The 15,963-nt window shown below is 67.3% G+C and carries 7 protein-coding genes; 4 read left to right on the forward strand and 3 right to left on the reverse strand.

Features of this window, described 5'->3' with window-relative positions; all coding sequences use genetic code 11:
• Positions 1 to 78: 78 nt before the first annotated feature.
• On the reverse strand, positions 79 to 426 hold the full coding sequence (locus AC07XB_RS12140; RefSeq protein ID WP_492375329.1) for a hypothetical protein: 348 nt from the start codon (positions 424 to 426) through the stop codon (positions 79 to 81).
• Positions 427 to 431: 5 nt separating this feature from the next.
• Positions 432 to 3,296: an excinuclease ABC subunit UvrA gene (gene uvrA / locus AC07XB_RS12145; RefSeq protein WP_150991795.1), complete on the reverse strand. Its 2,865-nt coding sequence runs from the start codon at positions 3,294 to 3,296 to the stop codon at positions 432 to 434.
• Positions 3,297 to 3,679: 383 nt separating this feature from the next.
• On the opposite strand from uvrA (AC07XB_RS12145), the gene AC07XB_RS12150 reads away from it, so the two are divergent.
• Both AC07XB_RS12150 and ssb read left to right on the forward strand, forming a co-directional pair.
• On the forward strand, positions 3,680 to 4,936 hold the full coding sequence (locus AC07XB_RS12150; RefSeq protein WP_492828748.1) for an MFS transporter: 1,257 nt from the start codon (positions 3,680 to 3,682) through the stop codon (positions 4,934 to 4,936).
• Between the two features lie 197 nt (positions 4,937 to 5,133).
• Positions 5,134 to 5,694 carry a single-stranded DNA-binding protein gene (gene ssb, locus AC07XB_RS12155; protein WP_174425613.1) on the forward strand — a complete coding sequence of 187 codons (561 nt, stop codon included), beginning with the start codon at positions 5,134 to 5,136 and terminating at the stop codon, positions 5,692 to 5,694.
• Positions 5,695 to 5,824: 130 nt separating this feature from the next.
• On the opposite strand, the gene acpA is transcribed toward ssb, so the two are convergent.
• On the reverse strand, positions 5,825 to 7,978 hold the full coding sequence (gene acpA, locus AC07XB_RS12160) for an acid phosphatase (protein ID WP_492828746.1): 2,154 nt from the start codon (positions 7,976 to 7,978) through the stop codon (positions 5,825 to 5,827).
• A 228-nt stretch (positions 7,979 to 8,206) separates the two neighbouring features.
• Here acpA and AC07XB_RS12165 point away from each other — a divergent pair, with 228 nt between their 5' ends.
• Together AC07XB_RS12165 and uvrA (AC07XB_RS12170) are read left to right on the forward strand one after the other, a co-directional pair.
• Positions 8,207 to 9,553: a cytochrome-c peroxidase gene (locus AC07XB_RS12165; protein ID WP_492828744.1), complete on the forward strand. Its 1,347-nt coding sequence runs from the start codon at positions 8,207 to 8,209 to the stop codon at positions 9,551 to 9,553.
• A gap of 354 nt (positions 9,554 to 9,907) precedes the next feature.
• Positions 9,908 to 15,799, forward strand: a complete 5,892-nt coding sequence (gene uvrA, locus AC07XB_RS12170) for an excinuclease ABC subunit UvrA (protein ID WP_493688067.1) — start codon at positions 9,908 to 9,910, stop codon at positions 15,797 to 15,799.
• Positions 15,800 to 15,963 lie beyond the last annotated feature (164 nt).

Genomic DNA, 15,963 nt, shown 5'->3' on the forward strand with positions numbered 1-15,963 from the left:
GGAAAGGGCTTCAGGAGGCGCGGCCTTCCGCAGTCTATGGTAGGCCGGGCAAGGTCGAATGCAAGGCGCAGCGCGGGCCTACTTCGAGGAGGGCGGGCGGCGTCTGCGGCGCGCGCGCTGCAGCATCGCGGCGATGGCCACAAGCACGGCCGCGCCGCCCAGCGTCAGCGCCAGATTGCCGGATACAGCGCCGCTCGCCTTGGCAGGTACCTGGGCAGCGCTGGCGGCACTGGCCTCCCGGGCGCCTTGCGCGGGCGGAGCGGATGCCGCCGGCGCGGCGGGTTCATCGAGTGCTCGCGCCGCCGGCGCGGCCAGGTCGATCGGCGTGACGGTGGCTTGCGCCACAGCCGGGCCGGCAACGGCGGCGCTGCCGAGCAGCAGCGCGCATTGCCAGGCGCAAAGGATGAGGCGGAAACGCGTGCGCACCGTGGTCAGCGGCGCTCGAGCAGCGGCGCCAGGTACTTGCCGGTGAAGCTCGCGCGGCTAGCCGCCACCGTTTCCGGCGTGCCCTTGGCGATCACCTGGCCACCGCCCGCACCGCCCTCCGGGCCCATGTCGAGCAGCCAGTCCGCGGTCTTGATCACGTCCAGGTTGTGCTCGATGATGACCACCGTGTTGCCCTGGTCGCGCAGCTTGTGGATGACCTTGAGCAGCAGCTCGATATCGTGGAAGTGCAGGCCCGTGGTGGGCTCGTCCAGGATGTAGAGCGTGCGGCCGGTGTCGCGCTTGGACAGCTCCAGCGACAGCTTGACGCGCTGCGCCTCGCCGCCCGAGAGCGTGGTGGCGGACTGGCCCAGCCGGATGTAGCCAAGGCCCACGTCCAGCAGCGTCTTGAGCTTGCGCCGCACGACAGGCACCGCTAGGAAGAACTCGTGCGCGTGCTCTACCGTCATGTCGAGCACTTCGTGGATATTCTTGCCCTTGTAGAGCACCTCCAGCGTTTCGCGGTTGTAGCGCTTGCCGTGGCAGACGTCGCAAGGCACGTACACGTCCGGCAGGAAATGCATCTCGACCTTGATCACGCCATCGCCCTGGCAGGCCTCGCAGCGCCCGCCCTTGACGTTGAACGAGAAGCGGCCCGGATCGTAGCCACGCTCCTTGGCCGAGGGCACGCCCGCGAACAGCTCGCGGATCGGCGTGAACAGGCCGGTGTACGTAGCGGGGTTGGAGCGCGGGGTGCGGCCGATCGGGCTCTGGTCGACGTTGATGACCTTGTCGAAATGCTCCAGCCCGTCGATGCGGTCGTGCGCGGCCGGCTCCGCCGTGGAGCCATACAGGTGGCGCGCCACCGCGTGGTAGAGCGTGTCGTTGATCAGCGTCGACTTGCCCGAGCCGGACACGCCGGTCACGCAGGTGAGCAGGCCCACCGGGATCTCGGCGCTGACGTTGCGCAGGTTGTTGCCGGTTGCGTTGATGATGCGCAGCAGCTTTTCCTCGTCGGGCGCGGCACGCTCTTTCGGCACCTCGATGCGGCGCGCGCCGGACATGTACTGCCCGGTGAGCGAATTGGCCGACTGCTCGATCTGCTGCGGCGTGCCTTCGGCCACGATCATGCCGCCGTGCACGCCGGCGCCCGGGCCGATGTCGACCACGTAGTCGCAGGCGCGGATCATGTCTTCGTCGTGCTCCACCACCAGCACGGAGTTGCCGATGTCGCGCAGGTGCTTGAGCGTGCCGATCAGGCGGTCGTTGTCGCGCTGGTGCAGGCCGATGGAAGGTTCGTCCAGCACGTACATCACGCCGGTCAGGCCGGAGCCGATCTGCGACGCCAGCCGGATGCGTTGCGCCTCGCCGCCCGACAGCGTGTCGGCGCTGCGCTCGAGCGACAGGTAATCCAGCCCCACGTTGTTGAGGAAGTTCAGGCGCGCGCTGATTTCCTTGACGATCTTGTCGGCGATCTCGCGCTTGGCGCCGTGCATGTCCAGCGTGAGGAAATAGGTGAGCGCGTCGCGCAGCGGCCAGCCGTTGATCTCGTAGATGGCGCGCGCCTGGTCGTTCTCGCCCAGCTTGACGTGGCGCGCCTCGGTGCGCAGGCGGGTACCGTGGCAGGCGGGGCAGGCCTGGTTGTTCTGGTACTTGGCGAGCTCCTCGCGCACCGCGATGGAGTCGGTCTCGCGGTAGCGGCGCTCCAGGTTGGGAATGATGCCCTCGAAGGCATGCTCGCGCACCGTGGTGCGGCCACGTTCGTTCATGTAGGTGAACGGGATCTCCACGTCGCCCGAGCCGTGCAGCACGACTTCCTGCACCTCGGCCGGCAGGTCCTCGAAGGCCGTATCGAGCTCGAAGTCGTAGTAGGCCGCCAGGCTTTGCAGCATCTGGAAGTAAAACTGGTTGCGGCGGTCCCAGCCCTTGATGGCGCCCGAGGCCAGCGACAGGTTAGGGAAGGCCACCACCCGCTTGGGATCGAAGAAGGTGATCTGGCCCAGGCCGTCGCAGCTCGGGCAGGCGCCCATCGGGTTGTTGAACGAGAACAGCCGCGGCTCCAGCTCCTGCAGCGAGTACGAGCAGATCGGGCAGGCAAACTTGGAGCTGAACCCGTGCTCCTGGTTGGTGTCGATCTCCAGCGCGATGGCGCGGCCATCGGCCAGGCGCAGCGCGGTCTCAAACGATTCCGCCAGTCGTTGCTTGATGTCCGGGCGTACCTTGACGCGATCCACCACCACGTCGATGGAATGCTTCTCGGTCTTTTTCAGCTTGGGCAGCGCGTCCACCTCGTAGACCACCGCCGGTGCCTCATGCGTGGTGCCGCCGCCGGAGCGGATGCGAAAGCGCACGAAACCCTGGGCCTGCATGGTGTCGAACAGGTCGGAATGTTCGCCCTTGCGGTTGGCCACCACCGGTGCCAGGATCATCAGCTTGGTGTCTTCCGGCAGCGCCAGCGCGGCGTCGACCATCTGCGAGACGCTTTGCGCCTGCAACGCCAGGTTGTGGTCGGGGCAGTAAGGCGTGCCGGCGCGTGCGAACAGCAGCCGCAGGTAGTCGTGGATCTCGGTGACCGTGCCCACGGTTGAGCGCGGGTTGTGGCTGGTTGCCTTCTGTTCGATGGCGATCGCGGGCGATAGCCCCTCGATCAGGTCGACGTCCGGCTTTTCCATCAGCTGCAGGAACTGGCGCGCGTAGGCCGACAGCGACTCCACGTAGCGGCGCTGGCCCTCCGCGTACAGGGTATCGAAGGCGAGCGAGGACTTGCCCGATCCGGACAGCCCGGTAATCACGATCAGCTTGTTGCGCGGCAGATCGAGATTGATGTTCTTCAGGTTGTGGGTACGGGCACCACGGATTCTAATTTCTTCCATATACCGATTGTCTTCGCCAGGCGGGGCCGCCGGTCGGGTCGACAGGCCGGGTCTCACGGAATTTCAAGAAAAAAGTATGCCAGCAGGGCTGCGACCGGCTTCAGGCCAGCCTCAGGCCGGGCTTTGCCGGCCCGCGCCGGGGCTCGCGGTGTCCGATTCGGAGCCGAAAGCGCAGCGGAGCAAACCTGTTAATATACCGAACTTCGGTTTCCGGGGGTTGCTTGGGCCAATTGACTGCGCCCTGCAGCAACGGTGGCAGAAGCGCCGCAACTTCCGCTCCGGCCATGGATCGAAGTTGTCGCCGCCCCGTCAGCATTGGGGTGATGCGGTGCGTGCGCGGTGCACGACCCGGCAATCCGTCATAGAAATTCCCCACGATCGCAATGTCGTCGATCCATAGCTCCTCCCAAGATGCGGCCAAGGCCGACGATTCCAAGGTTCAGCCCGCTGCCGGGCGCGACCGCATGACCGGCATGGAAGTGCGGGCCAGCATTTCGCTCGCCAGTATTTTTGCGCTGCGCATGCTGGGCTTGTTCCTGATCCTGCCTGTGTTCGCCGAATATGCGCATGGCCTGCCCGACGGGCACGACGCCCAGCGCGTGGGCCTGGCCATGGGCATCTACGGCCTGATGCAAGCCTTCCTGCACATTCCTCTCGGCTGGCTGTCCGACCGCGTTGGCCGCAAGCCGGTGATGGTGGCGGGCCTGCTGCTGTTTGTCGCCGGCGGGCTGGTGGCGGCCAACTCCGACACGTTGTCCGGCATCATCATCGGCCGCTCGCTGCAAGGCATGGGCGCGATCTCCGCGGCCATCACCGCCTGCATCGCTGACCTGACCCGCGAGCAGCATCGCACCAAGGCCATGGCCATGGTGGGCGGCAGCATCGGCCTGACCTTCGCGCTGTCGCTGGTGATTGCCTCGCCGCTGCTGCACAGCATCGGCATGCCCGGGATCTTCACGCTGATGTCGGTGCTGGGCGTGGTCGCCATCCTGGTGACCCTGTTCCTGGTGCCCACGCCGCCGCCGCCGCATCCCGTGCGGCTGCCGTTTCGCAGCGTGCTGCTCAACCCCGACCTGGTCCGCCTGAACGTGGGCGTGCTGGCACTGCACGCGTCGCAGGTGGCCATGTTCATGGTGGTGCCGGCCATGCTCAGCGATGCCGGCATGTCGCTGGACCAGCACTGGAAGGTCTACCTGCCGGTGGTGCTGGTGTCCTTCGTGCTGATGCTCGGGCCGATGATGGCCGCCGAGCGCTATGGCAAGGTACGCCCCGTGCTGCTCGGCGCGGTCGGCCTGATGACCGCGGTGCAGCTGCTGTTTGCCGCCGTGCACGGCCTGTGGGGCATCGTGGGTGTGTTGCTGCTGTTCTTCGTGGCCTTCAACGTGCTGGAAGCCATGCAGCCCTCGCTGGTGTCGCGCTACGCCGCCGCCGCGCGCGGGGCGGCGCTTGGCGTCTACAACACGACGCAGGCGATGGGACTGTTCCTGGGCGGCGCCGTGGGTGGCTGGCTGCTCAAGCACGAAGGCCGTAGCGCGGTCTTCATCGGCTGCGCCGTGGTGCTCCTCCTCTGGCTTATAATCGCCTGGAACATGAAGTCGCCGCCGGCCCGGAAAAGCAGTGCCCAGGCCGTCGCTGCCTGAAGTTGGCAGCCCGCGGTCATTGGTCCGCAAGGGCTGCCCGCATCACTTCGTATAGCTTTTTGCCGTAATTAGGCACTAGCATGACCGCGCGCCCGACTTCTTGGCCGGGGGCGCGTTATTCGTTTACGCATCAGTCAACAGTCAAGGCATTGCCACGCCGCTTGCAGCAGAGGGCGTGGCCCTGGGAGAACATTCACATGGCATCGATCAACAAAGTCATCCTCGTCGGCAACCTGGGCGCGGATCCGGAAACCCGCTACCTGCCCAGCGGCGACGCCGTGAGCAACATCCGCCTGGCGACCACCGATCGTTACAAGGACAAGACTAGCGGCGAGATGAAGGAAGCCACCGAGTGGCACCGCATCGCCTTCTTCGGCAAGCTGGCCGAGATCGCCGGCCAGTACCTGCGCAAGGGCTCGCAGGTCTATATCGAAGGGCGCATCCGTACCCGCAAGTGGACCGACCAGTCTGGCGCGGAAAAGTACAGCACCGAAATCGTGGCTGAGCAAATGCAGATGCTGGGCTCGCGCCAGGGCATGGGCGGCGGCGGTGGCGGCGGTGGCGACGACATGGGCGGTGGCGGCGGTGGCTACGGTGGTGGCCGCGAATCGTCGGGCGGCGGCGGTGGTTACGGCGGCGGTGCGCGCAGCGGTGGCGGCCAGGCTGCCGGCGGCCAGCAAGGTGCTGGCGGCGCGCGTCGCCAGCAGCAGGCTCCGTCGAACGGCTTTGAAGACATGGACGACGATATTCCGTTCTGACCGTTCTGAGCATCCCCGCCATCCCAGGCCGACACAGTCGGTACGGCCTGCACCGGCAAACAAAAAACCCCGGGAATCGTTGATTCCCGGGGTTTTTTGTTTCTTGGCTCCTCGAAGGCGCCGTGCGTGCTCAGTGCGGCATGGCGGTGAAGTCCAGCGCGTTGGTCAGGTCGCCCATGGCCTTGCCCTTGTTGGCGAGCAGGGCGGTATCGCGTTGCTGCAGGCCCGGCAGAGTCGGCAGGACAAAGCGGCGGGTGATGAAGCGCAGCGCCGAGGCCGTGTCGTATTGCGTGTGGTCGACAAAGCCTTTCTTCGCGTACGGCGACACGAGGATCGCCGGGATGCGCGTGCCCGGGCCCCAGCGGTCGCCGGTGGGCACTTGCGCGTGGTCGTAGAAGCCGCCGTTCTCGTCGTAGGTGACGAGGATCAGCATGTTCTTCCACTGCGGGCTCTTCTGCAGTTGCGCGATCACGCTGGCGATATGCGTGTCGCCGTCGGTCACGCTCGCATAGCCGGGGTGCTGGTTCAGGTTGCCCTGCGGCTTGTAGAAGGCGACCGCGGGCAGGTTGCCGGCGGCGGCGTCCTGCAGGAACTGGCTGTCGAAGTCCTTCAGGTGCGCGCTGCGGTTGGCGGCCTGGTTGACCGGGTCGAAGTTGGCGTAGTAGTTGAACGGCTGGTGGTGCGGCTGGAAGTTGGGCACCGTGTTGTTGTAGATGGCGGTCGGGTCCTGCGTGGCCTTGGCCCAGGCACCGGCGTACCAGGCCCAGCTTACGCCGCGTGCGTTCAGCAGGTCGCCGATGGTGGTCTGGGTCTGCGGCGGCAGCGTGGTCGCCTTGGTGGGGTCGGCGTAGAGACCCGTGGTATCGGTGGTGGCGGGCTTGTTGCCGCTCGGCTGGTAGTCCGGCTGCATGGTGTTGACGGCGTAGAACATGCCGCTCTTATCCGCGGGCGTCAACGTGCTGTCGTTCTGGTACGTGGCCTTGCCGGTGAGGACCGAGGCGGGATTGCCGGTGCCGGGGGTCAGGCGGACAAAGTTGCCATTGGCGTCGACATCGATCGCCGAGATCGAGTTCTTGGCCGGCGAGGTGGCCGCGTCGGCGTTCGGGTACTGCGGCGCGCAGGCGCAGATCAGGTATTGGTGGTTCAGGAACGAGCCGCCAAAGGCACCCATGTAGAAATTGTCGGCCAGCACGTACTGCTTGGCGAGCTGCCACATCTGCATCTGGCTGCCGTCGTAATAGCCCATCGTCAGGCCGCCCGCGTCCGAGAACGCGGCGTACTTGTCGTTCTTGCCGCCGTTGATCTGCATCTGGTTGTTGTAGAAGCGGTGCACCAGGTCGCGTGTGGTGACGGACTGCGCAATCTCCACGTTGCTGCCGTTGATGCCGCCGGACGCGAGTGGCGTGTCGATCTGGAACGGCTTGTTGGCCCAGTTGGCGGTGCTTGCCTGCGGCAGCTGCACGGCTTGCCCTGCCGCGGTGAGCCCGCCCCAGGTCGGCGGCAGCACCGGCAGCACGGAGCCGTCGAAGTCCTTCTGCGGTTCGACGGTGCCGGTCGAGGTGGGGTTCACGCCGGGGACGCCGTTGGCGCCCGGGAACAGCCCGTAGAGATTGTCGAAGCCGCGGTTCTCGGCATAGATCACCACCACGGTCTTGATGTTGTCGAGGGCGACCCGCTTGGCGACGCCGTCGCGCAGGGCCTGGGCGATGTCGCCGCCGCCGGCGACCGAGTCGGCGATCAGGTCGATGGTCTGATCGATCTCCGCCTGCAGGGTCGCCTTGATGGTCTTGTCGGTTTCCTTGTTGTGGTCGGCCAGCAGCTTGTCCGCCGTCACGCCGATGCGGGCGGCCAGACGTGCCTTGGCCGCGGTGAGGTCGCCGCCGTTGGACTCCATGAGCGCGACCAGTTCGGTCGTGATGGCGCTGAGCACGCCGTTGGCGCTGGCCGGTGCGCGGAACACCAGCGGACGGGTCACGGCTGCGTGGCCGCCGGTGTCATCGTTGCGGAAGGCGTCGCTGCCGATCTCGGCGGCGATCGCGCCTTGGCCGGTGAGCGTAAAGGCGCCGTTCTTGTCGGTGTAGGTGCTGGTTTCCGTGCTTTCGCACTTGCCATTGTTGTTGGCATCGATGCAGACCTTGGCGTGCTCGAAATAGCTGCCGGTCACCACGCCCGAGGTGGTGACGGCTGCGGGCGTGCTTCCGCTCCCGGAGTCGCTGCCGCCGCAGGCGGCCATGGCAGCGGCGGCCACCGCTGCAAGGGGATAAAGTTTTAAGGCTCGGCGCATGGAATATCCTTTTTTCGTTATGTGTAAGGCGGTTTTTTTGGGACAGCCGCGCGATTCTCGCGCCGCTCCATGTCAGATTGATGATGGCGCCGGGACGAGAAAAAGACATCCGCCACGCATGACACGCCGCTGTCATGCACGCGTGCTAGCGTGGCGGCCCGTTCCTGAATCTCCTGTGCCTGGGCTGCCGCACCCATCCCGCCCTGGCCATTCCACTTCGCCGCACAGATGCCACCGCGCTTTGTTCTGCCGCCAGTTCCTTCCCCGATCCGCCGCCTTGCCACGGGGGCCTTGCTGCTGTCTTTCGCCCTGACCCTGGCGGGCTGTGGCAAGTCCGCACAGGAGGGCGTGGCCGCGGCCCCGGCATCCGCGCCGGCTGCCAGCCGGGTCGCCGCGCCTTCGCGGCCAGCCTATGCCGACGCGTTCTACACCATGATGGCAACGCGCCGGCCGCAGGTGCCGGCCATGGCCGCGCTTGGCAAGGCGCTGTTCTTTGATCCCGCGTTGTCGGCGTCCGGCCGGCTCGCGTGCGCAAGCTGCCACAGCCCGGAACACGCCTATGGGCCGGCCAACGACCTGTCGGTGCAACTGGGCGGCCCCGACATGCTGCGCGCCGGCGCGCGCGCGGCGCCGTCGCTGCGCTATGTGCAGAACGTGCCGCCGTTCTCCGAGCATTTCCACGAGAACGACGGCAACGACAGCGAGGACCAGGGCCCCACCGGCGGCCACAACTGGGACGGGCGGGCGTCTTCCACGCACGAGCAGGCCCGCATTCCCTTGCTGTCACCGCATGAGATGGCGAACGCGGACGCGGCGGCGGTGGCCGCCAGGCTGCGCGCCGGCAAGCATGCACAGACCTTGCGCGAGGTGTTCGGCGCCGACATCCTGGAGCGCGACGAGGTAGCCTTCCAGGCAGCGCTGATGGCGCTCGAGGTGTTCCAGGAAACCCCGTCCGAGTTCTATCCCTACAGCAGCAAGTACGATGCGTTCCTGCGGCGCAAGGTCAAGCTGAGCGAGCAGGAAGCGCGCGGCCTGCGTCTGTTCAACGATCCCGCCAAGGGCAACTGCGCGGCCTGCCACCCCAGCGCGATCAGCGCCGATGGCGTCTTTCCCGCCTTCAGCGATTTTGGCTTCATCGCGCTGGGCGTGCCGCGCAACCGCAAGCTGGCGGTCAATGCCGATCCGGCCTTCTTCGACATGGGCCTGTGCGGGCCGGATCGCACCGACCTGAAGGCGCGCGCAGAGTACTGTGGGCTGTTCCGCACGCCTGGCCTGCGCAACGTGGCGCAACGCAAGACCTTCTTCCACAACGGCGCCTTTCATTCGCTGGAAGAGGTGTTGCGTTTCTACGTGCAACGGGACAGCAATCCCGGCAAGTGGTACCCGCGCAAGGCCGACGGCAGCATCGACAAGTTCGACGACCTGCCGGTGCGGTATCGTGACAACGTCAATATGGAACCCCCGTTTGGCGGCGCGCCAGGCAGCAAGGCCGCGCTGTCGGAGGCGGAGATCCGCGACGTCATCGTGTTCCTGAAGACCCTCAACGACGGCTACCGCTTGCCTGCAACCCATTGAGGGACCTGGCGGCAGTGGCTGTTTGCCGGTGCTTTCGGGTTAGCACGCCTTGGTGGGTGGGCAGGCGCCCGGCAACGTGCCGGGCGCCTCGCAGGCCTTTCCTTTTTCCAATCCGTCCCCATTTCCTCCTGACACCGTGCTGTCAGGAGATGTCAGCGCCACACTTCAGCGCGCGGCACGCTGCCGTCCTTCGGGATAGGATAGCGGCCTGACCGTACCAACACCGCGACTCGCGAAGGCTTTCGCCGCGCTCCCGGGGCCCGTGTGCCCTGCCAGGCCTGTCTTCGCAATTCGCACGCCGCACGCAAGCTATCAGCTAGCCACTCGCAAGCCACGCTTTAAAGGACGCATCCCATGTCATCCGGTGTCATCCGTATCCGCGGAGCCCGTCAGCACAATCTCAAGAATCTCGACCTCGACCTGCACACCGGCGAAATGACCGTGGTGACGGGGCCGTCGGGCTCGGGCAAATCGAGCCTGGTGTTCGATACGCTCTACGCCGAAGGGCAGCGGCGCTATGTCGAAACCTTCAGCGCCTATGCGCGCCAGTTCCTGGACCGCATGGACCGGCCGCAGGTGGACCGGGTGGACGGCGTGCCGCCGGCCATCGCCATCGACCAGACCAACCCGGTGCGCAGCTCGCGCTCCACGGTCGGCACGATGACGGAGCTCAACGATCACCTGAAGCTGCTGTACGCGCGCGCCGCCGAGCTGTTCGACCGCCAGACCGCGCAGCCCGTGCGGCATGACTCGCCGGAGACCATCTACGCGGAGCTGCAAGCACGTGCAGCCCAGGGCGATCCACGCCTGGTCGTCACCTTCCCGGTGGAACTGCCGGAAACCACCACCGATGCCGAGATCGAGCAGTGGCTCTCCGTCAGCGGCTACGCGCGCGTGCAGGCGCAGCGCGTGGTGGCCTCGCCCACCGGCCCGCGCAAGGTGCTGGACGTGGTGGCCGACCGCTTCCGTCTCGGCAATACCGAGAAGGTGCGGGCGCTGGAAGCCATCGAGGCATCGCTCAAGCGCGGCAGCGGCCGGGTCAACGTCTATGTGCCCGACACTGCCAATGAGGGCGCGGAGCCACAGGTTTGGCGCTTCTCCACCGGCCTGCACAGCCCGGAAAGCGATATCCGCTATGCCGATCCGCAGCCCGCGCTGTTCTCCTTCAACTCCGCCTACGGCGCCTGCGAGACCTGCCGCGGCTTCGGCCGCGTGATCGGCGTCGACCTCGGCCTGGTGATCCCGGACGAGCGCAAGACGCTGCGCGGCGGCGCCATCAAGCCGATGCAGACGCCGGCCTGGAAGGAGTGCCAGGACGACCTGATGCGCTACGCCGCCAAGGCGGGCATTCCGCGCGACGTGGCCTGGTCGAGCCTCACCCCGGCCGAGCGCGCCTGGGTCATCGACGGCTCGCCGGACTGGAACGGCAAGTGGAATACGCACTGGTATGGCGTCAAGCGCTTTTTCGACTACCTGGAGTCGAAGGCGTACAAGATGCACATCCGCGTGCTGCTATCGAAGTACCGCAGCTATACGCCGTGCGAGACCTGCGACGGCGCGCGGCTGAAGACCGAGGCGCTGTTGTGGCGCCTGGGCAGCAAGCCGGGTGCGGACGCCGTGTGCGCGCCGGAGAAGCGCTTCCTGCCGCGCGGCGTGGACTGGGACCGCACGCAGCTCGAAGCGCTGCCGGGCCTCACCGTGCACGACCTGATGCTGATGCCGATCGAGCGCATCCGCAAGTTCTTCGACGAGCTCACGCTGCCGAGCCTGATGCTCGATGACGCGCTCAAGCTATTGCTGGCCGAAGTGCGCACGCGCCTGAAATACCTGTGCGACGTGGGCCTGGGCTACCTGACGCTGGACCGCCAGAGCCGCACGCTGTCCGGCGGCGAGGTGCAACGGATCAACCTCACCACCGCGCTGGGCACTTCGCTGGTCAAGACGCTGTTCGTACTGGATGAGCCCAGCATCGGCCTGCACCCGCGCGACCTGAACCGCATCGTCGAGGCCATGCATCGCCTGCGTGACGCCGGCAATACGCTGGTGGTGGTGGAGCACGATCCTTCGGTGATGCTCGCGGCAGACCGGCTCATCGACATGGGCCCCGGCCCGGGCGAGCGTGGTGGCAACATCATCTTTGACGGCACGCCTGCCGATATCCGCGGCTCGGGCACGCTCACCGGCGAATATCTTGCCGGCCATCGCCAGGTAACCGATCTTTCCCGCTGGCAACCTCGCGCGGTGGATGCCGCCACGCCGCGCATCGTGCTCGAAGGCGCCTCCGAGCACAACCTGCGTGACGTCACCGTGGAGATCCCGCTGCAGCGCCTGGTATGCGTGACCGGCGTTTCCGGCTCGGGCAAGTCCACCTTGCTGCAGGACGTGCTGTATCCCGCCATGGCGCGCCAATTCGGCAAGTCCACGGATGCGCCCGGCGCCTTTCGCAGCCTGACGGGCGCGGAACAGGTGGCCGATGTGGTGTTCGTCGACCAGTCGCCCATCGGCAAGACCGCGCGCTCCAACCCGGCCAGTTATGTGGGGGCCTTCGACGAGATCCGCAAGCTGTTCGCCAAGGCGCCGATGGCGCTGCAGCGCAGCTATACCGCGGGCATGTTCAGCTTCAACTCCGGCGACGGGCGCTGCCCCACCTGCGGCGGCTCGGGCTTCGAGCACGTCGAGATGCAGTTCCTCTCCGACGTCTACCTGCGCTGCCCGGATTGCGATGGACGGCGCTACCGCGCGGAAATCCTCGAAGTGAAGATCGAGCGCGCATTGCCGGGCCAGCCGCCGCGCGCGTTCAGCGTGGCCGATGTGCTGGAACTCACCGTGAGCGAGGCCGTGGCGTACTTCGCTGGCGACGCGGCGGTGCTGCGCGTGCTGCAGCCGATCGTCGACGTGGGCCTGGAATATGTGAAGCTGGGCCAGCCGGTGCCGACATTGTCGGGGGGCGAGGCCCAGCGGCTGAAGCTGGCCGGCTACCTGGCCGAGACCGCGCAGGCGAGCAATACGCGCGCCAAGCCGATGCCGTACGAGTGCAAGCTGTTCATGTTCGACGAGCCCACCACCGGGCTGCACTTCGACGACATCGCCAAGCTGATGCGCGCATTCGGCAAGCTGCTCGATGGCGGCCACTCGCTGATCGTGATCGAGCACAACCTCGACGTGGTGCGCGCCGCCGACTGGATCATCGACCTCGGCCCCGAGGGCGGCGACGCCGGCGGTGAAGTGCTGTGCGTGGGCACGCCGGAAGACGTCAAGCGCTGCGCGCACTCGCATACCGGCAAGGCGCTGCTGCAATACGACCGCGCCGTCGGCCATGCCTTCGTCGCGGAGGACGCGGGCGTGCCCTTGCAGGCCGCCTTGCGCGCGGCGCGCGCGCGCCGCGCCATCGAGGGCGAGGACGTGGTGCGCATCGTCAACGCGCACGAGCACAACCTGAAGGCGCTCAACGTCGATATCCCGCACGGCAAATTCAATGTGGTCACCGGTGTGTCGGGCTCGGGCAAATCCACGCTTGCTTTCGACATCCTCTTCCATGAAGGGCAGCGCCGCTATCTCGAATCCCTCAACGCCTATGCGCGTTCCATCGTGCAGCCCGTCGGGCGCCCGGAGGTGGATGCGGTGTACGGCATTCCGCCCACCGTGGCCATCGAGCAGCGCCTGTCGCGCGGCGGCCGCAAGAGCACGGTGGCGACCACTTCCGAGGTCTGGCATTTCCTGCGGCTGATGTATGTGAAGCTGGGCATCCAGCATTGCATCCACGACGGCACGCCAGTCACCTCGCAAAGCCCCGAGTCCATCGCGGCGCAATTGCTGCGCGACTACAAGGGCCAGCATGTGGGCCTGCTGGCGCCGCTGGTGGTCAACCGCAAGGGTGTCTATACCGACCTGGCCAAATGGGCCAAGGCGCGCGGTAACACGCACCTGCGTGTCGACGGCGAATTCCTGCCGGTGGACCCGTGGCCGCGCCTGGACCGTTTCCGCGAGCACACCATCGAACTGCCGGTGGGTGACATCATCGTGTCCGCGGACAACGAAGCCGCATTGCGCGCGCTGCTCGGGCAGGCGCTGGAAGCCGGCAAGGGCGTGATGCACCTGCTGGCGCCGCTCGATGGTCTGCAGCACGCGATGGGCAACGGCGGCACCGCCCGCGTCGGCAGCACCACCGTGTTCTCGACCAAGCGCGCCTGCCCGGTGTGCAGCACCAGCTACCCGGAACTGGACCCGCGCCTGTTCTCCTACAACAGCAAGCACGGCTGGTGCACCAGTTGCGTCGGCACCGGCCTGACCCTCACGCGGGAGCAGCGCGCGGTCTACGACGATACCGTGATGGCCGACGACAACCGCGGGCGCGAGCAGACGCTGCCCTCGGAGCAGCAAGAGCCCGATGACGTCGCCGATACCCCGTGCGCAGATTGTGGCGGCACGCGGCTGAACCCGGTGGCGCGCGCGGTCACCTTCGACGCGCACCCCATCGTGGAAGTGGCGCAGTGGACGGTGTCCGACACGCACCGCTGGGTGCAGGGCCTGCACCTGGCCGGGCGCGAAGGCGAGATCGCGCGCGACGTGGTGAGCGAGATCCGCAGCCGCCTGCAGTTCCTGGAAGAAGTCGGCCTGGGCTACCTGAGCCTGGATCGCGCCGCGCCCAGCCTGTCCGGCGGCGAGGCGCAGCGCATCCGGCTGGCGGCGCAGCTTGGCAGCAACCTGCAAGGCGTGTGCTACGTGCTTGACGAGCCCACCATCGGCCTGCATCCGCGCGACAACCAGATCCTGCTCGACGCCCTGCGCAAGCTCGGCGAGAAGGGCAACACGCTGGTGGTGGTGGAGCATGACGAGGACACCATCCGCCGCGCCGACCACATCATCGACATCGGCCCCGGCGCCGGCAAGCGCGGCGGCACGCTGGTGGCGCAAGGCGGCGTGGCCGCGCTGTCGGCCAGTGCGGATTCGCTGACCGGGCAGTTCCTCGCCCATCCGATCCTGCATCCGTTGCAGCCACGCCGCGTGGTCAAGCCGGCGGGCAAGAACAGCGAGGCCGTACCCGAGCGCTGGCTGACCGTGCATCACGCCACGAAGCATAACCTGCGCAACGTGACCGCCAGCATTCCGCTGGCGCGGCTGGTTGCCATCACGGGTGTCAGCGGTTCCGGCAAGTCCACGCTGGCGCGCGATGTGCTGATGGCCAACCTGCTCGACGCGGTGGGCCGCTCGGTGATGTCGTCGCCGGCCACGCGGCGCGCGCGCAAGGCGGCGGGCAGCGAGGCGCCCGCGCGCTCGCAGGCCACGGCGCGCACCGAGCCGCGCCGCAAGCTGGAGGTCACGCACAACTGGCAGGGCTGCGAGTCCATCACCGGGTATGAGAGCATCGACCGCGTGCTGGAGGTCGACCAGACCCCGATCGGCAAGACGCCGCGCTCCTGCCCGGCCACGTATATCGGCGTGTGGGACACCATCCGCAAGCTGTTCGCGCAGACGCTGGAGGCCAAGGCGCGCGGCTATTCCGCCTCGCGCTTTTCCTTCAACACCGGCGACGGGCGCTGCCCGGCCTGCGAGGGGCAGGGCGTGCGCACCATCGGCATGAGCTTCCTGCCGGATGTGAAGGTGCATTGCGATGTCTGCCACGGCCAGCGCTTCAACCCGGAGACGCTGGCGGTCACCTGGCGCGGCAAGAATATCGGCGACGTGCTGACGATGGAGATCGACGAGGCGGTGGAATTTTTCTCTGCCATGTCCAATATCGCGCACCCGCTGCAGCTGATGAAGGACGTGGGCCTGGGCTACCTGACGCTGGGCCAGCCGTCGCCCACGCTGTCCGGCGGCGAGGCGCAGCGCATCAAGCTGGTGACCGAGCTGTCCAAGGTGCGGGACGACATCACCCGCCGTGGGCAGCAGGCGCCGCATACGCTGTACGTGCTGGATGAGCCTACCGTGGGCCTGCACATGGCCGACGTGGCCAAGCTGATCCGCGTGCTGCACCGGCTGGCCGATGGCGGGCACAGCGTGGTGGTGATCGAGCATGATCTCGACGTGATCGCCGAGGCCGACTGGATCCTCGACCTGGGCCCGGAAGGCGGCGTGGCGGGCGGCGGCATTGTCGCCGCGACCGACCCCGAGGGGCTGGTGCGGGTGCGGGCCAGCCACACCGGCGCGGCGCTGGCGCCGGTGCTGGCCCGCGGCAAGTCGGCTGGCAAGGCAATGCCGGAGAGCGGCAACGACGCCGGGCACCGCCTTGCGGCGGCGCAGTAAAGCCAGCGCGGCGGCCTCGCCCCTCCCCGGAGGGCGAGGCTGCAGGCCGTTTTCACCCGGCGGCCCCGGTAGCTGACACAATGACGGATTCAGCAACTGGTGGCCGCCGCCAGTCCAGCCGTGCGCCACAGAGGTGGCGGCCGGGCGGGCCATGCGTAGCCGCC

It is taken from the genome of Cupriavidus sp. GW821-FHT02F09 (assembly GCF_059421605.1).